The sequence below is a fragment of the Gordonia sp. w5E2 genome (assembly GCF_036540975.1).
GTDB lineage: Bacteria > Actinomycetota > Actinomycetes > Mycobacteriales > Mycobacteriaceae > Gordonia > Gordonia jacobaea.
The window spans coordinates 900,525-921,610 of sequence record NZ_CP144213.1 but is presented as its reverse complement, the minus strand read 5'-3'; the positions used below and the strand labels follow the sequence as shown (position 1 = coordinate 921,610).

The 21,086-nt window shown below is 66.2% G+C and carries 17 protein-coding genes; 8 read left to right on the top strand and 9 right to left on the bottom strand.

Annotated features, from left to right (window positions below; genetic code table 11):
* Positions 1 to 128 precede the first annotated feature (128 nt).
* Complete coding sequence (locus tag RND64_RS04130; RefSeq protein WP_270483441.1) at positions 129 to 1,439, top strand: hypothetical protein; 1,311 nt, start codon at positions 129 to 131, stop codon at positions 1,437 to 1,439.
* A gap of 46 nt (positions 1,440 to 1,485) precedes the next feature.
* Positions 1,486 to 4,935, top strand: a complete 3,450-nt coding sequence (locus tag RND64_RS04125; protein ID WP_082938027.1) for an AMP-binding protein — start codon at positions 1,486 to 1,488, stop codon at positions 4,933 to 4,935.
* A 4-nt stretch (positions 4,936 to 4,939) separates the two neighbouring features.
* Here the strand turns inward: RND64_RS04125 and RND64_RS04120 are convergent, their stop codons facing one another.
* The 4 genes from RND64_RS04120 to RND64_RS04105 all read right to left on the bottom strand — a co-directional run bounded on the left by RND64_RS04120 (position 4,940) and on the right by RND64_RS04105 (position 8,827).
* Complete coding sequence (locus RND64_RS04120) at positions 4,940 to 5,926, bottom strand: glycosyltransferase family 2 protein (protein WP_231894258.1); 987 nt, start codon at positions 5,924 to 5,926, stop codon at positions 4,940 to 4,942.
* Positions 5,927 to 6,050: 124 nt separating this feature from the next.
* On the bottom strand, positions 6,051 to 7,049 hold the full coding sequence (locus tag RND64_RS04115; protein WP_049697755.1) for an endonuclease/exonuclease/phosphatase family protein: 999 nt from the start codon (positions 7,047 to 7,049) through the stop codon (positions 6,051 to 6,053).
* The gene (gene mshD / locus RND64_RS04110; protein ID WP_049697754.1) at positions 7,015 to 7,953 is read right to left on the bottom strand and encodes a mycothiol synthase; all 939 of its coding nucleotides are present in this window, start codon (positions 7,951 to 7,953) and stop codon (positions 7,015 to 7,017) included. Before mshD ends, RND64_RS04115 begins: the two co-directional genes overlap by 35 nt.
* The gene (locus tag RND64_RS04105) at positions 7,937 to 8,827 is read right to left on the bottom strand and encodes a winged helix-turn-helix transcriptional regulator (RefSeq protein WP_049697753.1); all 891 of its coding nucleotides are present in this window, start codon (positions 8,825 to 8,827) and stop codon (positions 7,937 to 7,939) included. The genes mshD and RND64_RS04105 overlap by 17 nt, the downstream gene beginning before the upstream one ends.
* Before the next feature lie 156 nt (positions 8,828 to 8,983).
* On the opposite strand from RND64_RS04105, the gene RND64_RS04100 reads away from it, so the two are divergent.
* From RND64_RS04100 to RND64_RS04090, 3 genes are all read left to right on the top strand, one after another.
* Positions 8,984 to 9,955, top strand: coding sequence for an LmeA family phospholipid-binding protein (locus tag RND64_RS04100; protein ID WP_082938028.1), 972 nt, complete (start codon positions 8,984 to 8,986; stop codon positions 9,953 to 9,955).
* A 411-nt stretch (positions 9,956 to 10,366) separates the two neighbouring features.
* Positions 10,367 to 11,206: a sulfurtransferase gene (locus tag RND64_RS04095; RefSeq protein WP_005204219.1), complete on the top strand. Its 840-nt coding sequence runs from the start codon at positions 10,367 to 10,369 to the stop codon at positions 11,204 to 11,206.
* A 2-nt stretch (positions 11,207 to 11,208) separates the two neighbouring features.
* Positions 11,209 to 11,514 (top strand): DUF1416 domain-containing protein, encoded by a 306-nt coding sequence (locus RND64_RS04090; RefSeq protein WP_005204217.1) that lies wholly within the window; start codon positions 11,209 to 11,211, stop codon positions 11,512 to 11,514.
* Positions 11,515 to 11,597: 83 nt separating this feature from the next.
* Here RND64_RS04090 and RND64_RS04085 read toward each other — a convergent pair whose 3' ends face one another.
* Positions 11,598 to 11,999, bottom strand: a complete 402-nt coding sequence (locus RND64_RS04085; protein WP_049697752.1) for a helix-turn-helix domain-containing protein — start codon at positions 11,997 to 11,999, stop codon at positions 11,598 to 11,600.
* Positions 12,000 to 12,056: 57 nt separating this feature from the next.
* Here RND64_RS04085 and RND64_RS04080 point away from each other — a divergent pair, with 57 nt between their 5' ends.
* The gene (locus tag RND64_RS04080) at positions 12,057 to 12,914 is read left to right on the top strand and encodes an alpha/beta fold hydrolase (RefSeq protein ID WP_049697751.1); all 858 of its coding nucleotides are present in this window, start codon (positions 12,057 to 12,059) and stop codon (positions 12,912 to 12,914) included.
* A gap of 271 nt (positions 12,915 to 13,185) precedes the next feature.
* Positions 13,186 to 13,851 carry an FABP family protein gene (locus tag RND64_RS04075; protein WP_049697750.1) on the top strand — a complete coding sequence of 222 codons (666 nt, stop codon included), beginning with the start codon at positions 13,186 to 13,188 and terminating at the stop codon, positions 13,849 to 13,851.
* 59 nt (positions 13,852 to 13,910) lie between these two features.
* On the opposite strand, the gene RND64_RS04070 is transcribed toward RND64_RS04075, so the two are convergent.
* Positions 13,911 to 14,360 carry a hypothetical protein gene (locus RND64_RS04070; RefSeq protein ID WP_231894252.1) on the bottom strand — a complete coding sequence of 150 codons (450 nt, stop codon included), beginning with the start codon at positions 14,358 to 14,360 and terminating at the stop codon, positions 13,911 to 13,913.
* A gap of 478 nt (positions 14,361 to 14,838) precedes the next feature.
* Here RND64_RS04070 and RND64_RS04065 point away from each other — a divergent pair, with 478 nt between their 5' ends.
* A complete protein-coding gene (locus RND64_RS04065; protein WP_064866257.1) occupies positions 14,839 to 16,464 on the top strand; it encodes an HNH endonuclease signature motif containing protein in 1,626 nt (541 codons plus the stop codon).
* 26 nt (positions 16,465 to 16,490) lie between these two features.
* Here RND64_RS04065 and cydC read toward each other — a convergent pair whose 3' ends face one another.
* Genes cydC through cydB form a run of 3 tightly spaced genes read right to left on the bottom strand, consistent with a single transcriptional unit; the run spans position 16,491 to position 21,077 of the window.
* The gene (gene cydC, locus RND64_RS04060) at positions 16,491 to 18,272 is read right to left on the bottom strand and encodes a thiol reductant ABC exporter subunit CydC (protein ID WP_049697749.1); all 1,782 of its coding nucleotides are present in this window, start codon (positions 18,270 to 18,272) and stop codon (positions 16,491 to 16,493) included.
* Positions 18,265 to 19,995 carry a thiol reductant ABC exporter subunit CydD gene (cydD, locus tag RND64_RS04055; protein ID WP_197494558.1) on the bottom strand — a complete coding sequence of 577 codons (1,731 nt, stop codon included), beginning with the start codon at positions 19,993 to 19,995 and terminating at the stop codon, positions 18,265 to 18,267. The genes cydC and cydD overlap by 8 nt, the downstream gene beginning before the upstream one ends.
* Before the next feature lie 5 nt (positions 19,996 to 20,000).
* Positions 20,001 to 21,077 carry a cytochrome d ubiquinol oxidase subunit II gene (cydB, locus tag RND64_RS04050; protein WP_049698049.1) on the bottom strand — a complete coding sequence of 359 codons (1,077 nt, stop codon included), beginning with the start codon at positions 21,075 to 21,077 and terminating at the stop codon, positions 20,001 to 20,003.
* Positions 21,078 to 21,086 lie beyond the last annotated feature (9 nt).

The window sequence follows — 21,086 nt, the reverse complement described above, 5'->3', positions numbered from 1 at the left end:
CCCGGTCGCAATGACAGTAGGGTGCCGTGGTGGACGTACCGGGCACCGAAGGTGAACGGAAGATGAATTGGACATCTCCGGCGCGGCCTGCGCGTATTAGGTAAGCCTTTGTTAAAGTCTCCAGGAAGATGAGTAGTTCAGCCACTTCCCCCGACGCGTCGCGCACTTTCACAGGCGCGGCCATCGACGCGCATCACAGTGGCCATCGCAGCGCCGTCGTCGTCGGTCCGCTCGATCTCCCGGACGCGAACTGCGCGTCACACCGACTCATCCGCTTCGCGAAGCGTGGCCCCCACACACGCATCGGGCTCGTACCATCACACGATCGTCGCGCCTGGTCATACGAGCCCGACAGGTTGGCCGACGCCGTCCACACCGCGCCACCGACCGACGATCCCCTGGCGTTGCTCGACGTATTGGCGGCGCTTCCACCTCGGCATCTGCGCGTCGTACTCAGTGGCCGCTACCTGGCAATCGACTACGACCACGGCCTCGGCGACACCACGCTCCTCAACACCATCGTCGACGTTCTACTCAGCGAGGAGATCCCCGAAACCATCACGACATCTCCGAGCGGGTGGACGCCGACGCGTGCTCTCGCGCTCGCAGGTGCGGCCGTGTTGTCGAATCCGCGGCGGCTCATCGCACTGGCCCGGATGCATCGGTCCCGCGACTATCTGGCATCGCAACCCTCGGCGTTGGTGCCGGTCGATCCGCCGCGGTCGGCGACGAGCGTATTCGTGCGGACGCCGCGCGACGTCGTCGAATCGATGCGCGCCGCGCGGACGTCGCGCGCGCCAGGCGTCGGGATGTTCACATTGCACACCGTCGCGCTCGTGCGCGCTCTGACCGCCGCCGGGTTGCGGGTCAATCCGATGGTCACACTTCCGTTCGACGCGCGGGCCTACCTACCCCGGTCAGTGGGCACCATGGCGAACTTCGCGGCAGGCCTCGACTTCGCCGTGCTTCCCGACACCGCGCCGGTCGCGCTACAGGTAGAGCTGTCAGAGGCGGCGTCCATAGGTCGCCCCGTGGCGAATCTCCTTGTGACAGCAGCAAAGTCGAGAGCAGCCGAGTCAAGAGCCGCGGGGAGGTCGAGGTCCACAGAAGGCCGAAGTGTGGAGGCGACCGGCCAACAGTCGTGGGCGCCCGCCGGCGAGGCGGCGATCGACCTACTGCACTCGTCGGGCGGCGTCGTACCGGGACGTGGGCGAGGGTGGGATTTCGTCGACACCAACAGGGCGCTTGTCATCGGCATCGCCGAGCCTCCGTCGCCAACCGGGATCACGGTCACAAGCACGTCGGTCGCCGGAAGCCTTTGTCTTACAGCAACCTTCCGCGACGATGTCTTTCCCGCCGACGCGGTGACAGCCGCGCTGGCGGACCTACCGGCGCAGGCGCTGGCGGCGCTCGAAGGGACGATCACCGCACCGAGGTAGTGGGTCGATCACATCAGGCTACTTTGGTTAGCCTTCCCTAATATTTATGGGTTACGCTACCGAGGTCCGCCGTCCCGCATGCCGTCCGGAGTCGAAGTTGCCGCACCCGCACCAGCAGTCCGTCACGCCCACCCTGTCGGCGATCATCTGCTGCTATACCTCCGATCGCGCAACGCTTCTCACGCGCGCCATCACCGCGACACGCGCGCAACTCCTCGACGTCGACGAGCTCCTCGTCGTGGTCGATCACAACGACGACCTGCTCATCTCACTGACAGCGCAGTTCCCCACAGACCACTCCGCGGTCACGGTTGTCGCGTCATCGGGGCCGCGGGGACTGTCCGGAGCCCGAAACACCGGCGCTCGCGTGGCACGCGGTGACGTGTTGGTCTTCATCGACGACGACGCCGAGCCGGTACCCGGGTCGTTCGCCGCGGTTCGATCGCGATTCGCCGACGACGACATCAGTGCCCTGGGCGGTGCAATCGATGCCCGGTGGCTTGCCCCCAGGCCGACATGGTTCCCCGAGGAGTTCGGCTGGGTCGTCGGCTGCGATTATCGCGGCCTACCAGGGCACAGTGCGCAGATCCGCAATCCGATCGGGGCTGCCATGGCCGTGCGGCGCGATCGGCTCGAGGCCGTCGGAGGCTTCTCGACGGCGCTCGGTCGGCGCGCCAATCTCCCCGCCGGCTGCGAGGAAACATTGATGGGAATCGCTCTGCGCCAAAGGTTCCCGGATTCGACGATTCTGCGCGACACGCATTTCCGTGTCCTCCATGCGGTGTCACCCGACCGCGCCCGCTTCGCGTACTTCGCACGTCGCTGTTACGAAGAGGGACGCTCCAAGGCAACCCTGTCACGCCTGACCTCAACCGACACAGCGCTTTCCACCGAGCGTGGGTACGCGACCCGCACTCTGCCGCAGGGTGTGTGGCGTTCACGCCACACACCGACGCGGGTCGCGGCGCTCACCGCCGAGGCCCGTTCGGTGCGAACCGCGATCCTCGCAGGCGCACAACGTTTCACCGACCGCCCGGCCATCCGCATGGCGGGTCAGAGCCTGACGTACGGCCAACTCGTCGACCGAGCCACGTCTGCCGCGGCGTCGATCACCGCGCATGCGAGTGGAGCCTCGAATCCGATTGTCGTGCAGGTGGGATTGTCACCCGATGCGGTCGCACTCGTTCTCGGGGTGTTTCTCTCCGGACATCCGATCGTCGCCCTCGACCCGCACCTACCCGCAGAACGCGTCTCGACGATCCTGGCCGAGCTCGAGAAGCACGACCGCCGTGCCGAATTCATGATCGCCGACGCCGAGCACCTCGACGCCGCCCGCGCCGTCGCTGCCGCCCACGAGCTTCCGGTGACCGACCTCGCGGCGATCACACAGCGAGGCGCCGCCGCGGGCCCCGGAACAACCGCGGGTCTCGACAATCCCGACAGCCTCACCAGCATCCAGTTCACGTCCGGCTCGACGGGCACACCCAAGGGCGTCCTGCACCCGAATGGCATGTGGCTCTGCGATTCCGAGCTGATGCGCACCGGATTCTCGATCACGCCGGGACGTCGGGTCGCGCTGTGCCTGCCGATCAGCTTCGGTGCCGGACTCAACGTCCTGATCGGTTCGCTGATCAACGGGGCCGACATCACCGCCGTCGACCCGCGTGACCGCACCGCAGCTGCGGTACTCGACGAGCTCGCCGAGTGCGCCGCCGACGTCACCTTTCTCACCCCGGCACTGCTGCGTGCGCTCACGAGCGCACGCGAGGCGACCGGCCATCCGGCGTGGACATCGTTGCGTCGCATCATCACCACCGGCGAGGCACTGACGTCCGACGTCGCACAGGCCGCGCTGTCGCACGCTCCCGAGGCCACGGTGACGAACTGGGTGGGATCGTCGGAGACGTCGGCACTTGCTTACTTCGATCTCCGCGCGGGAGAGCACGTCTCTCCCGGCCCGCTTCCCGCAGGCGTTCTCGCGCCACACAAATCGGTCACCATCGACGACGACGGTCGCGTCGTCGTCTCGTCGCGTCACCTCGCACTCGGATATCTCGACCCGGCCGCCGACGAGGACCGCTTCTCCCGCGACGCCGACGGAGTACTCAGCTTCCGCACCGGCGACAGGGGTACGTGGGACGGCGCGACGCTCATCCTCACGGGCCGCGTCGACGACGCCGTGAAGATCAGGGGCTATCTCGTCGAGCCCGCGGAGGTGCACCGCGCGATCATGTCCGACGGCGACCTCGCCGAAGCCGCAGTGATCGCACGGAAGGAGCCCGATTCCGGCAGGACCGAGCTGCTCGCGTACGTCGCACCAGTGCCCGGTGGCCGCACCCCACCGGCGGCCGAAATCCGCACCAGACTGCGACAACGACTGCCCGAGTGGATGATTCCCGCACACGTTGTCGAGCTCGCCGCCCTCCCGAGAACTGCGCGCGGCAAGATCGACCGGGCCGCACTACCCGCGCCGACCCGACACATCGACCCGCCAGTCGGCGATCTCGAGATGTCGGTGGCAGCGATCTGGTCCGAGGCCCTCGGGCTCGACGAGATCGGACGTGACGAGAACATCTACGCACTCGGTGCCGACTCGCTGACGGTGGCACAGATCCTGGTCGGAATCACCCGGCGCCACGGCGTTGCACTCACCCAGGCCGACGCCGCGTCGGCACCGACGGTCGCGGCGATGGCACGCACGCTGGATGCACGCCTGCGACCGGATTCCGTTGCCAGCAGTAGCGATTCACTCTCCCCGACGACGGTACCCCTACGCCGCGGCGACGGGCAGACGGTCTTCTGCTTCGCGGGCGCGGGCGCGTCGGCGTTGGTGTTCGTCGCGCTGGCAGATCACCTCGCCGGCGATGAACGGATCGGATCGATCTACGGATTCCAACCCCACGGCCTGGAGAATCGCGGTTTCCCCGACTGGACGGTCGGTATGGCCGCGCGCAGACATCTGCGCGATCTGCGTCGCCTCCAACCGAGCGGACCCTATGTGCTGCTTGGCCATTCGTTGGGCGGATTGATCGCACTCGAGGTCGCCCGACGACTCCGCCACGCGGGCGAGCAGGTCGAGTTGGTGATGACGCTCGACACGTTCGTCCCGCAGCACACCGCTCGCGCCGTCGGCTCGTCGGCACAGACCCCCGCGACCACCGAGACCACCGAAGGTCCCCAGTTGTCTCGATCAGAGTTGTGGCGCAATCGAATTCAGTTGCTCCGCGCCGGGTTCCTCACCGACGAACCCGTCGAGTCGGCACGTGCGATGGAGCAGGTCGGTTGGCGTGTCGGCCGGTTCCACCGCCCCGCGCCGTATCACGGCCGGGTACTCGTCGTGCTCGGAGCCGACAACCACCACGACGAGCGGGTCTGGACCGACCATCTCACCCCGGGCGACATCACGATAACCCGGATTCGGGCCGATCACATGTCGATCGTGCGCGAGCCACACATCACCGAGGTGGTGGGGCACTTCCTCCACGCGCTGCCCTGACGCATCACCTGTGCCGCAACGCATTCGCGTAGCGGTGCGGTGCTGTCAGCATCGCGACGGCGAAGACGGCAGAGCGCATCTCACCCGCCGCGAGCAGCGGGAGCACGTCCCGACGCGATACGCGAGCACGAGCGATGCGCAGCAGTTCGTTCGTCATGGGGCCCGCACCGCCTTCGTGCTCTGCGCGCATCGCCATGTGCGCCGCGGGGATCAGAACCTCTCGATACACGAATGACCTTGCAGTCGAACGCCATTGCCTCGTGTCGGGAACGGTGTCGAGCATCTCGAGGACCTCGTCGCCCATCTCGAAGATCGCGCGCGTGTCGGCCGTGACACGGTGCGACACCGAATCGTTGCGAAGTCGATAGCGGTACAACGCCTCTGGCACCGTCGCCACGGCGCGTGAGTCCAGCGCCACCCGCGCGATGGTCGACAAATCCTCGTACGCGCGGCGCGTACCCCAGGGGTCGTCGCCGAGAACGTCACGGCGGAAGAGTTTTCCACTGGCATACGACCGTGCCCTACTGCGCAGCAATAGGTTCGCGTACTCGTCGCCGGAGAGCGCGCCGGTCGGAAGTACCGGAGTGAAATCTCCCGTCGGTACCCCACTCTCGTCGACGAATCGCGTTGTGCACGTGGCGAAATCGGCGTCGGAACGAAGCAGTTGGTCCAGCATTGTCGCCGTGAACGCCGCGTCGGCGATGTCGTCGCTGTCGAAGAACCAGATGATGTTTCCCGACGCTGCCGCAAGTCCCGCGTTGCGTGCCGGCCCCACACCGCTGTTGTGTGGCATACGCACGACCCGATGCGCGACCTCCCCATCAGCGAGCACGGCTTCTGCCCGTTCGATGGAATCGTCACCGCCGCGATCATCGACGAGCACGATCTCGTCGACCGGAGCGTGCTGGTCGATTATCGAGCGCACACATGCCTCGATGTAGGCAGCGCTGCGATAGACCGGCACGACAACAGACACCGACACGTCTTGCATCGTCAGTCGAGTCCGGCTCGTGGCGGATTGAAACATCGCGAGATGCGCTCCCCTCAAAATCACTCCGCGTAAGGGTAGCCTAACCGCGATACCATGCGCCTGTCGGGCACCGCCGCGGACGAGGTCAGGGCCTGACCGTGGCGATCACGCCGGTGTGGTCGGAACCGGGCAACTCGACTCGACGAAAGCTCGTCGGCATCGGACCGCCGCGCGTCATCACCCGATCGAGAGCGAGCACGGGCGGAAAGCGCCTGTTGGCGGGATACGTTGCGACGATCCCCGCCCCGAGGTGGTCAGCGGCGTCGACGAGACCCGGCGGTTGCGCGAGCAACCGCCGAAAGCGTGCGTGATCGTAGGTCGAGTTGAAATCGGCGCCGAGGATCAGCGGGAGTCGCTCCTCACCCAGCGTCGAGGACAGCAGATCGACCTCGTACGCCCACCGCCACGCCGGCTCCGGCCACGGCGGTATGGGATGAAGCGCATAGATGGCGCGACGCCCGACACCCGGCAGGTCGACGACGGCCCGCAGATTGGCCATCGCCATCTTGCCGATGCGGAACTCGTCGGTCAACGGGTAGCGCGAGTAGATGCCGGCCCCGCCCCCACCCCGCCTCGGAACCACGAACCGATACGGCAGCGCACTGGCGATTCCGGCGGCGTCGAGCTTGCCGATCGCGTCGTCGGTGAGTTCGACGACGGTGGCGATGTCGACGCGATTGTCGCGTATCTCCCGCACCACCGACGCGGCGTCGGCCTGTCCGAGATAGATGTTCGCCTGCATGACGGTGATGTCCGACGCCGCGCGCGCTTCGTCGGTCCCGACGAAGAGCGGTACCTGTGTGCCGATCCCGATGGCGACGACGACTGCAGCGACGACAGCACACATCCATGCCCGCGACGCGAGCAACACCACCAGACCGACGATCCCGATCACGATCAGGATCGGGGTGCCCGCGGCCAATCGTGCCCAGGTGTTGCTGACGAATGGCACAGCATGCGCAACGGCCCCGAGAAGACCGACCGCGGCCAGCAGGCAACCGATGATCGTCAGCGCTCGGCGCAGCCGACTCGACCCGGTCCTGCCCGACTCAGCCGTACGCGACGTCGACGGCGTATCGGGCAAACCCGAGCCTCTCGTAGGTGTGTAGGGCTGCGGTGTTGTCGCCTTCGACGTACAGCATCACAGTCCCGATCCGACGGTCGGCAAAGTAGTGAAGCCCGGCCAGCGTGAGCATCCGGCCCAGGCCACGGCCCTGAGCCGCCGGGTCGACCCCGACGATGTAGACCTCGCCGAGATCGGCGTCCTGCTGCTTGGTCCAGTGGAAGCCGAGCAGCGTCGTCGGGTCGTCGACGTCGTAGGCGAGGAACAGCCCGGCCGGGTCGAACCACTCGGCCGATGTCCGTTCGGTGATCTGCTCCGACGACCATCCGCCCTGCTCCGGGTGCCACGCGAACGCGGCGTTGTTGACCCGGAGGATCTCCGCGTCGTCGGCGGGTCCGGCGTAGGTGCGCAGCTCGATCGACGGGTCGACGACCAGCGGTGGTAGATCAGACCCGTCGGCTGCGACGTCGCGGCGCAGTTGTAGCAGCTCCCGCTGCTTGTGCAGGCCCATGCTCGCCGCGAGCGCCTGCGCGCCGAGGAGATCGCCGTGCGCCCAGGCGCGGGGCGTCGGGCCGTCGGGATTCGAGACAGCGCGCGCGGCGTCGAATGCTGCGTCGAACAGGGCCTTCCCGTGCCCGCGGCGGCGCAGGGCCGGGTCGACGACCCCCTCGATCATCGAGGGCTCCCCCTCGCGTCCGGGGGTGATGTTGGCGTAGCCGGCCGTCGAGACGACGTGACGCACGCCCGACTCCGCGTGAGATCCGGCGGCGTCGTCGATGGACAGGACGGACTGCTCGGACAGCGGGCCGACATCGTCGGCGCTGGTCGCGTCGGCCACCAGTCGGCGTGCGTGCGCGACACCGGCGGCGTCGAGTCGATCGGTGACGACCGGGGTGTCTCCGATCGCGTCAGCTTCCGCTGGCACTGAACTCCTCACCGAATCCCGAGGCGTCGAAGGAGTCGCCCGCAGACCTGGCGTCCTCATTCACGTCCCCACCGTCGAGGTCGTCATCGAGATCTGCATTCTCAGCAATATCGCTGTCGGACAGACCGTCATCGGCAATGTCATCGTCGGCAATGTCATCGTCGACCGGGTAGTCGCTGGCCGCTCCGGAGCCTGCGCCGCGACCGCGCGTCGGACGTACTGCTTTATATCCGACGTTGCGCACGGTCCCGATGAGCGACTCGTGCTCGCTGCCGAGTTTGGCGCGCAGGCGTCGGACGTGGACGTCGACCGTTCGCGTGCCGCCGAAGAAGTCGTAACCCCACACCTCTTGCAGTAGTTGTGCGCGGGTGAACACCCTGCCCGCGTTCTGCGCGAGGTACTTGAGGAGTTCGAACTCCTTGTAGGTGAGGTCGAGCGGGCGCCCTCGCAGTCGAGCGGTGTACGTGCCCTCGTCGATCACGAGTTCACCCAGCGTGACCTTGCCGGACGCCTCCTCCGTGCCCACCCCACGGGTACGAACGACCAGAAGCCGAAGCCGCGCGTCGAGTTCGGCTGGTCCGGTCGCCGGGAGGAGGAATTCGTCGAGGCCCCAGTCGGCGTTGACCGCGACGAGCCCGCCTTCGGTCAGCACCGCAGCCACCGGCACGGCTGAGCCGGTGCTGCCGAGGAGTCTGCACAATCCGCGTGCCGCGGCGAGGTCTGTTCTCGCGTCGACGATGGCGATGTCGGCGTTACTGGCCTCCATCAGCGACGACACCTCGGTGGGTGCCACACGGACCGTGTGCGCGAGCAGCGACAGGGATGGCAGCACCGCCTCCGGATTCGGATCGGCTGTCAATAACAAGAGATCCACGTGATACTCCGATCTCGTCTTCCCGCCCTGAACTCCACCACTACTACTGCGACCGCCGGGCAGAAGTTCGCCGGGACGTCAGCATCACACACGAACGAACCTCATTGTTTACGTCGGCTTACCACCGTGTGCGCGATAGATGACAGAATAGCGCCAATGTCGGGTTCTGCTGTTAACAAGGCAGCCGACGGGGGTGGCGCAACTGCGTCGGGCAGCCACGAGCGCGGCACATTCCGCGCCCGTCGCGCACTCATCGTCGGCGTCTGTGTCGTCGTCGTAGTGCTGGTCGGGGCGTTTCTCGCCGATCTCGGCGCCGCCGCGCGCGGCGAGTACCGCCTGTCGCGATCGTTGCAGGCCTCGCCGCAGATCACCTTCGATCCCGAGGTCACGCTCAGCGGATTCCCCTACGTGACACACGCGTCACGCGGCGAGTTCTCCGGTGCGACCATCACCGCGCGCGGCGTCGCGGTGGCCGGCTGCCAGATCCGACGCGGGTGTACCGCAGAACTCGGCGCCCGTCTCGGGACGCTGTCTGTGCCCGACGGGTGGAACATCGGGCCGTCGGACACGATGCACACCGAGTCGGTCGACGCGTATACACGGCTGGACTCGGTCAATCTCGGCCGATTCCTGGGCATCCTCGACCTCACGGTGAACACTCCCGCTCCCGAGGGCAAGGCAGGCGGCGGTGGCCCGCAGGACGGCCTGCTGCACCGATCATCCGGGGTGCTGCTGACCGGAACCGTCGCCCTGCCCCCATCCGATAGTCCTCTGCCCTCCGCAGGACCCGAGACCACGCCCGTCCCCGCGGACACCCCGTCGGCGTCGGAATATCGGGGTCGCAAAGCAAAGGTGAGCGTGAGCGTCGACCTCTCGATCCGCGACGGTCGGCTACACCTGCAGGCCACCGACTTCTACGACGGCCCGGAAGAACACGAGAGCGCTCCCGAACTCGACGGCCCCGACAACGCGGCGCTGCGCGCCCAAGTGCTGCAACGATTTTCGACGACGCTGCCACCCCTCCCCCTACCGTGGGGCATCACTGCCACGGGTGCGCACAGCGAGGGAAGCGACGTACTCCTCGTCGCCGACACCGGTCCGCGCGATCTTCGCCCGAGAGACTTCTGACCACCGTCGGCATTCAGCGCGCGAGCGTAACTCCGCCGCCGCGCGCCAGCGCAACTCGTCGTCGCAGTCGAAATCACGGGGGCCGCTATTGAAGTGTCACGGGGTGGCTGTTGTACCCTCGTTGGCATGCAACTGCGCCGTGAGCTTCTGCTCACCCGTCGGCGGGCGATCGACTTCTGTCGCGTCGCCGACTGTTGCTGTCTCTAGTCCGGTGATCGCGCCACCTCGGCACGCTCACCACAGGTGACGGCCGGTGTGTGCAGTGTGCGCGCTCGTGACATCGCAAGTCCGCATCTCCTCAGATGCCGCCGTCATCGTTCGACCGTCATTCGACCGACGTCCGGCCCATTCTCATCACTCCGGTGACCGGACACACTTACCGAGAAATCCCACCTCTGGAAGGAACCAGACATGGCACGTTCCGACGTCCTGGTCAGCGCTGATTGGGCTGAGCAGAACCTGAACAACGACAAGGTCGTCTTCGTCGAGGTCGACGAGGACACCAGCGCTTACGACGGCGGCCACATCGAAGGCGCCGTCAAGCTCGACTGGAAGACCGATCTGCAGGATCCGGTCCGTCGCGACTTCGTCGACCGCGAGCAGTTCTCCGCGCTGCTCAGCGAGCGCGGCATCTCCAACGACGACACCGTCGTCCTCTACGGCGGCAACAACAACTGGTTCGCCGCTTACGCGTACTGGTACTTCAAGCTCTACGGCCACCAGGACGTCAAGCTGCTCGACGGTGGACGCAAGAAGTGGGAGCTCGACGGCCGCCCGCTGTCGACCGACGCCGTCTCGCGTCCCGCGACCGAGTACAAGGCTGCCGATCCCGACAACTCGATCCGCGCCTTCCGCGACGAGGTCGTCGACGCCATCGGCGTGAAGAACCTCGTCGACGTGCGTAGCCCTGACGAGTTCTCCGGCAAGATCCTGGCTCCCGCGCACCTCCCGCAGGAGCAGAGCCAGCGTCCCGGCCACATCCCCGGCGCCATCAACGTGCCGTGGAGCAAGGCTGCCAACGAAGACGGCACCTTCAAGTCCGACGACGACCTCGCCGAGCTGTACAAGGAAGCGGGCCTCGACGGCTCGAAGGAGACCATCGCGTACTGCCGTATCGGTGAGCGCTCGAGCCACACCTGGTTCGTGCTGCAGGAGCTGCTCGGACAGACGAATGTGAAGAACTACGACGGCAGCTGGACCGAATACGGTTCGCTGGTCGGCGTTCCGGTTGAACTGGGAGAAGGAAAGTAAGTATGTGTGCTGCACCCAAGCAGGGACAGAAGTTGCCCGCGGGCGTCGACGTCGAGAAGGAGACCGTCCTGACCGGACAGGTCACCGACGCATCCGGTAACCCGGTTGCGGGCGCGTTCGTGCGACTGCTCGACTCGACCGGTGAGTTCACCGCCGAGGTCGTCGCAAGCCCCACCGGCGACTTCCGCTTCTTCGCCGCCCCCGGCACCTGGACGCTGCGCGCCCTCTCGTCGGTCGGCAACGGCGACGTGACCGTCAGCCCCGAGGGCCCCGGCGTTCACGACAAGGACATCACCGTCTCGAAGTAGACAAAAGAGTCGCAATCTCGAAGTAGCGCAGTTCTGAAGTAGCGCAACGCTTTTGAGGCTGCTGATTCGCAGAGCAGGCCCGGTCACCCGCAGGGTGGCCGGGCCTGTTTGTTCGGCGGATAGGTCGATGCGTACCGCGTGCAGTCGGGGCACCGGCTGAGCAGATCATGCCTGCAACCGATGACGTGTTCGAGGAAACTCTCCGCGTCCGCCAGCTGGGCGCGTTGTGAACGTATCCATCGGAGCTTCTGCTCGATCAGTTCCGTACGACCTTCTTCGTCGCGGTGCAGCACCAGCCGGATCTCGGCAAGACTCATGCCGACGCTCTGGCAGGCCTGAACTATGCGGATGCGACGAATGTGCTCCTCCGTGTACAAACGGTGGCCCGACGCTGCGCGATCGGGTACGACCACACCGAGGTCGTGCCAGTGGCGTAGCACGTGGTCGTCGACGCCAACTCGCCTGGAAGCCTCTCCGATCTTCACTTTCCGTACGACCTTCCGTCTTGACCTCAGGTCAACCTGAGGTTTTAGCGTGTCGCCATGATGACACACGATCCGCTGCCAACCGCTTCGATCATCACCGTGGACGAAACCTCTATCGCGACAAGGATTCTCGAGCCCCCAACGGCCTCGGCGGGCGACATCGTGCTGTGCCACGGCACGCCATGGTCGTCTCAGGTCTGGACCAGTGTTGCCACCGACTTGAGTCGCGACTACCGAGTTTTTCTCTGGGACATGCCCGGCTATGGCGAGTCGGAGAAGAGCGCGGCAGTCACGACCGACTTGGCCGCGCAAGCCGTACGACTGGGCTCGCTCATCGAGTTGTGGGGATTGCAGCGGCCACATGTCATTGCGCACGACATCGGAGGCGCCGTCGCACTCCGCGCACATCTGCTCAACGGCGTCGAGTACGCAGACGTGTTCCTCTGGGACGTCGTCACCCTGGACCCGTGGGGGTCGCCCTTCTTCCGGCTGGTTGCCGAGAACGCACATGTCTTCGAGCAGCTCCCAGCACATCTACATGCGGCACTGGTCAAGGAATACATTGCCGCAGCAGCCTTTCGGCCGTTACCCGACGAAGACGTCGAGGCGCTCGCCTCCCAGTGGCTCGGCCCCGTCGGACAGGCGGCGTTCTACCGGCAGATCACAGCACTCAGCGCAGCGGACACCCGCCCAGTGGCAAATCGACTGGAAGCCACACGCAGCCCGGTTCGTATCGGCTGGGGTCGGGATGATCCGTGGATACCGCTCGGGCAGGCCTATGAACTCCAGTCCAGATTCCCAGATCACCCGGGGGTCGTCGTGCTCGACGACGTCGGACACCTCACGCCCGTCGAAGACCCTTCTGCGGTGACGGCGGCCGTTCGCGCATGGCTTGCGCGGCAACCGGCCCCATAGCGCCGTCGCCGCGTGGGCCATGGTCGGAGCCGACCCACCATCAACACCGTCTGCGGCCCAGGGCGGACGCGGCACGGCACAGTGATCCGACTCGACGGCGCGGGCGCCAAGCGACACAGCCGAGTGTGGTCGACCTCAGTGAACTACCGCCCGCGCATCGGAGTTAGAATCTAACCGTGGTCATCTTCTTCGAAATCTTGCTGGTCCTCGCGGCCGTCCTGATCACCTGGTTTGCGCTGTACGTGCTCTACCGACTGGTCACAGACGAATCGTGACCTCCCCGGAGGACGCACAGCCCGACGACGCCGTCGCCGCCCGTAGATCAGGCGACGAGGCGATCAGCCAGGCCGATTCGCGCGCTGCCGAGTCAGGCAGCCGCGAACGCAACGTACCCGCGTGGGACGATCTGCCGCTGAAGGCCGATACCGCCAACCTGCGGCTCGGTGCGGACCTCCACCAGGGACTTCTCGCGCTACTACCGCTCGTGGGAGTGTGGCGTGGCGAGGGCGAGGGACACGATCCCGTCACCCACACCGACTACCACTTCGCACAGCAGATCGTCGTCAGTCATGACGGGCAGAACTTCCTGAACTGGGAGTCGCGCTCCTGGGTCATCGACGAGGACGCCAACTTCCTGCGTCCCGACCAGCGTGAGACCGGCTATTGGCGGATCACCGAGGACGACTCCATCGAACTTCTCCTCGCCCATGCCGAGGGATGGGTCGAGCTGTTCTACGGTCGGCCGCTGAATCAGACGTCGTGGAATCTCACCACCGACGCCGTCGTGCGCTCGGAGACCAGCGCCCCCGCCGGCAACGCCAAGCGCCTCTACGGCATCGTTCCCGACGGCGACCTCGCCTACGTCGAAGAGCGCGTCGACTCCGACGGCGACCTCACGCCGCGCCTGTCCGCGAAGCTGCGTCGTTTCGTCGGATAGTCAGCGCACCCCGCGAGCTGTGCCGCGGCTGCCAGCTGATCGTCGAATTGGCTGCCTGATCACCCACGCAGTTGCGGCGGCGGGCCGTCGAAGAAGAACTGGAGCGCGAGCGGGCCGTCGTCGATGATCTCTCCCACCAGCACCGGGCGCCCGCCTCGACGCTCACCCTGCAGGATGTGGAACTCGGTGTCGGGCAGGATGCGCGACGTGCCGCGCGGCAAATAGGTGAATAGCGCATCGGCGGTCCCGCAGACGCCGGGGGCGGAGAGGATCGCCAGGTCGGCGAGGCCGTCATTGTGCAAGACAAGGTGGCCAGATGCGGCACCTGCGATACCGAGTCGGCTGTAGCCGAGGTTCTCCACCGTCCCGATGATCCAATTGGTCGGCCCGTCGTTGGTCCACTCCGGATCCTCGGTGGTGAGATAGCGGCTGCGCACCGCGGCAGTGCGATTCGACGACTCGTGCATGCGCGCGTGGAGAGATCTGACCGCGCTGGTTGTTCTCATCATCGGCCTCCTGGCTGTCACGAATCACGGGTAACGGGTGTGCTACTGACACGAAGTTCACTCCCCGGACTCGGCGGCCGCATGCGTAATGCACTACTCGTTGTCGGAATTGCCCGACAGGCCGAGGCTGCCGCACTACCTCAGGCCGCGAAAGAACCCAGACACGGAACAGCCCGAGACATGGAACGACCCCCGCATCACCCGTCATGCACGGGCACATCGGCCGGACGGCCGGATGCGGGGGTCGGGTGACCATCTGGTATTCGCCAACGGGCGAAACTGCTTAAGTCACAGGCGGTCCGCCGTTAGCGGATGGCCACCTCACGTGTCCGTATGTCATACAACTTCAGACCACCTCCTTTCTCGTGTACGACCGAAAGTACGCCCGCAACAACATGCCCGCAACGCATTTTTCGCTGCGTATGCCGAGGTCGGATCTGCGTTCAGAATTCTTGTCAGACCTCGAATGTATGTTTGGTTCATGTCCTTGGAAACCACTCTCGACGCCGGCGCGGGCGCGCCCGGCGCGTCGTCGGATCCCGAGCGCTTTGGCGCGCCGACGATGCCGCCGATCGTCGAGCAGATGTGCGAGGACGAAGAACTGTCGAAGACCGACCTGGTCGAGATCATCGCGCATTGCGCGTCCGTTCGCGCCAGCGCCGATTATCGAATGCTGCAGGCTATCAGCCTGATTCACGAAGAGCACGAGGAAGACTACGGCTCAGAGATCGGCGAAGCGCACCCCGGCCCCGCTGATTCCCCGGAGGATCTGCACGCGCTGGCGACGCTGGCCAGATCCGGCGGTAATCCGCGCGCCCGGTTCGGCCCGGACGGACTCGAGCGCACCATCGCCGACGTCGGCGCGGTCCTCTCGGTCTCGCCCGCCAAGGCGCGTGAGCTGATTACCGCGGGGCATGCCGTCCGCTATCGCCTACCGCTCACCGGCTCGGTACTGGCGTGCGGACGTCTCGACTTGTCCCAATTCCTCATCGTCCTTTCGCGCACCGCCCTTTGCGGACCCGACACCATCGCCGACGTCGACGCCCGAATCGCCTCGGCACTGCTGGCGCGCAACAAAATGTCGACGACTCGCCTCAAGGCACTCGTCGACAGCGTCGTCGCACAACTCGACCCTCCCGCGGTCAAACGGCAGCGCGAGCTCGTCGAACACGACCGCGACGTGCAGGTACGGCCCGACCGGCACCAGCCGGGACAGTCCCGTATCAGCGGGACGCTTCCCATCGAGTCCGGTGTCATGATCGACGCTCGGCTCAACGCGATGGCCCGTGCTGTTCACGACGCCGACCCGCGCACTCACGCACAACGTCGAGCCGACGCCCTGACCGCCTTCGCGCACGGCGAGAGCCACCTCACGTGTAGGTGCGAGGCCTGCGCGCTGTCTGACGACCTCTCGGAGGCGGTAAGCGAACCAACCGACGACCTGCCCGACCAAGCCGCCGCACCGGCACAGATGATTCCGCCGTCGCCGAGGGCGATCATCCACGTCGTCGTCAACGAGTCGACCATCAATGGCGACGACGACAAGCCGGGATTCATCGACGGACATGGCGTCGTCGATGCGGAGACGATTCGAAAACTACTCACGGATGCCGGGATCGACTTCCTCGACCCCGCGACGATCAACGAGCGTGCCGCCTCATCGGCACTGCGGTACACGCCGAGCAAGAAGCTCGACGCGCTGATCCGCTCGGGTGAGCTGTGCTGCACATTCCCCGGGTGCAGCAACCCGGTGTGGCGCGCCGACGTCGACCACGGCGAGGCTTTCAACCGCAGCAATCCGCAGGCTGGAGGCGCCACCGTAGCGGCAAACCTCAAGCCGCTGTGCAGGTTTCACCACAGGATCAAGACCTTCGGCAACTGGCGCGACCTGCAGACCGTGATGGGGACAACTCTGTTCGTCTCCCCCACCGGGCACACCTTCGTCGGCAATGCGTTCACCGGCTTCAACCTCTTCCGAGGCCTGCGCAGGCTGAAACCACCCGATCACCCGGCCAATCGACGAATCAACGCCGCACACGACGCCAAACGTCGTCGACTCGAACGTGCCGAAAAGCGCTGGAACGACGAGAACCCGCCGCCCTACTGAGCAATCGCCTACCGAGAATTGCCAACCTACTGGGAGCCGACCGGTTCCCATTCGATCCGCACGAAGTCAGCAGACTCCGCGCGCGGCGGCTGATGCGTCACGACCACCACAGTGCGATCGGGTCCGAACATGCCCCCCACCGGCGTCAGCAGTCGGGCGAGCAACTGCTCGGCGTCTGCGGCGTCGAGGTGTTCGGTCGGCTCGTCGAGCAGCACCACCGGTGCCCGGTGCAGCAGTGCGCGGGCAAGCAATAGTCGACGACGCTGCCCACCGCTGATCGCCTCCGCCCCACCGGTCAGTACCGTGTCGAGGCCATCGGGTAGACCGGCCACCCACTCACCGAGTCCGACGGCGCCCAGCGCCGCGCGCATCTCGTCGTCGGTCACGTCGCCGCGCGCCACGCGCAGGTTCTCACCGAGCGTCGTCGAGAAGATGTGAGCCTCCTCGGCGAAATAGCATGCGGCCGAGCGCAATGCGACAGGAGTACCGTCCTGATCGGTGGCACTCACCGAACCGGCACGCGGCTCGAGCAGACCGGCGATGGTCAGCAGGAGCGTCGACTTCCCGATGCCGCTCGGCCCGACAACGGCAAGTCGCGATCCCGGCGGCAGCACCTGGGAGATGCCCTGTTCAGGGCCGAGCGTCGGCGGTGTGGCGTCGGACGTGGCGGGCCACCCCCACCTCAGCTGATCGAGCTGCATCGTCACCGGCCCAACGTGTACCGGCACGTCGATGTCGTCGGCAGCGTCCCCCGTAACGTCCACGTGAGCACGGTCGACGTCGGCACCTTCAGCGCGGGCACCGTCGACCAGCGCCATCACACGCGCCGCGCTCTGGCGGCTGCGCTCCAGTTGGATGCCCGCCTCGGTCAGCGGTGCCGTCGATTCGAATGCGGAGAGCGGCAACAGAATCAGCACGCCGAGGATCATCGGGGTCAGTCCGTGGCCGCTCGCGACGTCGGCGAGGGAACCGGACGTCGACGACGCCAGGTGGATACCGATCAGGCAGCCAGCCAGCAGCGACACCCCCAGCGCAAGCGGTGTGGCCGCTGCTGCGAGTGATTGCACCCGGACACCACGATCGGCAGCAGCGATGGCATCCTCGTCCGCGGCACGGGCGTCGGCCAACACCGCGTCACGACGCCGCCCGACGATGAGTTCCGGCGCATGCCAGAGTGCGGTGGACGCGGTGTCGGCAGCCCGTGTAGTTGCGGCGGCACTGTCGGCGATGGCCCGCGCCGACCCACGCGCTGCGAGCCACGGCGCCACGACTCCGCTGACGATGAGCGCCACCGCCAACACGACTGCGGCCCAACCGGATACGAACGCCATGATGATGATCGCCGCGAGCGACGTGGTGAATCCGACGCCGATCGGGATCAGCCCACGGATCAGGGCGTTACCCAATTCGTCGATGTCGTCGCCGGTCCGGGTGAGCAGATCACCACGCCGCAACGTGACCGAGTACGCGGGCGAGCCGGTGGCCAGCGCGAGGTAGAGACGTTCCCGCGCCGTCGCCATGCCGCCGAGCGCCAGATCGTGTGTCGCCAGCCGTTCCAGGTAGCGGAACAGACCACGCGAAATACCCAGTGCGCGTACCGCGGTGATCGCGACCGACAGAAACAACACAGGTGGCATCTGCCAGGCACGCGTGATCAGCCACGCAGACAGTGCGGCCAAGCCCAACGCCGACAGCGCACCGGCGACTCCGAGCAGAAGCGACCGCGCAACCGGCTTCCACTTCAGATCCAGGAAACCCAGCGCACGGACAAGCGGATCGCTGCGCCACCCGGTCCTGTTGTCAGCCAACGCCGATCACCTCCGGAAACTCGACGATGCTGTCGGCATAGGCACGAGCAACCGGACGATGCGCGACGACGACCACGGTGTCGCCCGCCCACGCGCGACGAGCGAGCGCACCGAGCACCGATGCCTCCGACGCCGCGTCGAGGTGTGCTGTCGGTTCGTCGAGCAACAGCAGCGGCGCCGGCGACGCCAAAGCACGTGTCAACGCCAGTCGTTGACGCTGGCCGGCCGACAGACCGACACCACCAGCCCCGAGTTCGGTGTCGAGCCCGTTCGGCAAGGAGTCCACGACGACGTCGAATCCTGTTGCCGCGGCAGCCGTCTCGAATGATTCGGGCGGCACCTGCCCGAACAGCGCGAGATTCTCGGCGACCGTGCCGGGCACGATGACCGGCTGCTGGGGCAGCCAGATGACCTGCTCGTGGTACGCGGTCGGTTCGAGTTCTGCGACCGGGATCGAACCGACAAGCACCGATCCGTCGTCGGGTGCGATCAGGCCCAGCATCGTCGCGACGGCCGTCGACTTACCCGCACCGTTAGGACCGGTGAACAACGTGAACTGTCCGGGTTCCACGGTGGTGGTCAGACCGTAGGGCGCCCAGCCATCACGCCCGTGGACGCCGACGTCGAGAAGCCGGATCGGTTCTCCCGCAACAGTGCACGTGCGCGTCCGGCGAGAGGTCGACGGTGCCGTGACATCGCCGGAATCGATCAGCTCGAGCACCTCGTCCGCCGCGGCGACCCCGTCGGCCGAGTTGTGGAACTGCGCACCCACTTGGCGTAGGGGCAGATACGCCTCGGGCGCGAGGATGAGCGCGAAGACACCGGCGTAGAGGCTCATATCGCCGAACACCAGCCGCAATCCGATGCCAACCGCGACCAGAGCGACACACAGCGTCGCCAAGAACTCGAGAACACCACCGGAGAGAAACGCCACCCGCAGCCCGGACATGGTGCTGCGCTTGTGTTCTCGCCCCAACTCGGCAACCCGCGCCGCGGGCGCCTGCGCACGATTGAGCGCACGCAACGTGGGCAGACCCGCGATCAGGTCGAGCACTTGCGAATTCAACGTGCTCATCGTCTTGAGCTTGCGCTCGGTTCGATCCCGCGTCATCAGTCCGATGAGGATCATGAACAACGGAATGAGCGGCAACGTGATGATGATGATCAACGCCGACGGCCAATCGGCAAGTGCGATCACGACCACGACGGTCGGGGTCACCAGCACGGTCACAATCAATGCCGGGACGTAGCCCGACAGGTACGGCCCCAGGGCGTCGAGTCCGCGCAGCAAGACCGTCGTCGCATGCTCCCTGCGCCGCACCAACTCTCGCGTCGGGGTGCGGTCGGGATCGGTCAACACACGCAGTGCACGCGCGCGCAGCTCGGCAATGGTCGACGCCGACGCGCGGTGCGCATACCGGTCATGCGCGTACGACATGATCACGCGAACCGCCAACGCGCAGGCCAGGATCCACAGATGCGTCGATTGCGCCGAGATCGACCTGCGCGCCGGATCGACGATGATCTCCGACAGGATCGACGCCGTCATCGCCGCGGCGACGAGCATCGCGACGGTGGTGATCGACGCCGAGATCGCGGTCACCGCAACGTAGCGGCGGGTCGTCGGCGAATATTTGAGCAGGCGAGGATCGAGAGGCGGACCCCCACGACGCTGTGCGCCCGAGGCCGCTGGGCCACCCCGGCTGTCTGCCGGGGCGCCCACCGGGCTTACTCCCACGCCTTCAGCGACGACAACCCGATCGACTCTGGGATCTGGTCAACCGACAGCCGCTTGCGGAACACCCAGTACGTCCAGGCCTGGTACGCGATCACGATCGGGGTGACGACCACCGCGGCGATCGTCATCACCGTGAGGGTGTAGTCGCTCGACGCCGTGTTCTCGACGGTCAGGTTGAACGCCGAATCGGTCGTCGACGGCAGCACATTCGGGAACAGGCACGCGAAGAGCGAGGCAACCGTACCGGCGATGGCAATCGCGTTGGCGGTGAACGCGATTCCCTCTCTCTCGGCCTGCGTGGCGATCACCATGACAACCGCTGCGACGGCCGCGATCAACACCGGGATCCACGTCCAGCCGTTGCCGTAGGCGAACTGAGTCCACAGCAGGAAGACTGCCGCGACGACCAGCGTCGGAATGGCGAGCACCTTGGCGTACTTCTTCGAATCCTCTTCCAGCACACCACCGGTCTTGAGGCTGAGGAAGATCGCACCGTGGGTGAGGAACACCAGCAGCGTCGTGAGTCCACCCAAGAGACCGTAGGGGTTGAGAAGGTTGAAGAACCCGCCCGTGTACTGATGCGCCTCGTCGATCGGCAGACCACGAACGACATTGGCGAATGCGACGCCCCACAGAATGGCGGGAATCCACGAGCCGAGTCCGATACCGATGTCGCACCACTGCCGCCACTTGGGATTGTTAATCTTGCCGCGCCATTCGATCGAGACGACACGGGCGATCAGGCCGACCAGGATGAGGAACAGCGGCAGGTACAGCGCCGAGAACATGGTCGCGTACCACCCGCCGAACGCGGCGAACAGCGCGCCGCCCGCCGTCAGCAGCCAGACCTCGTTGCCGTCCCACACCGGCCCGATCGTGTTGAGCAGAACGCGACGTCGTTTGTCGTTGTCGGCTGCGTCGTCGTCAGCAGATACCTTGCTGTCGCCGCCGGTATGACTGCGTCCCAGGAACGGCATGAGCATGCCGACACCGAAGTCGAAGCCTTCGAGGACGAAGTATCCGACGAACAGAATGGCGACGATGATGAACCAGAGGTTTCCGAGCATCTCTCCCAC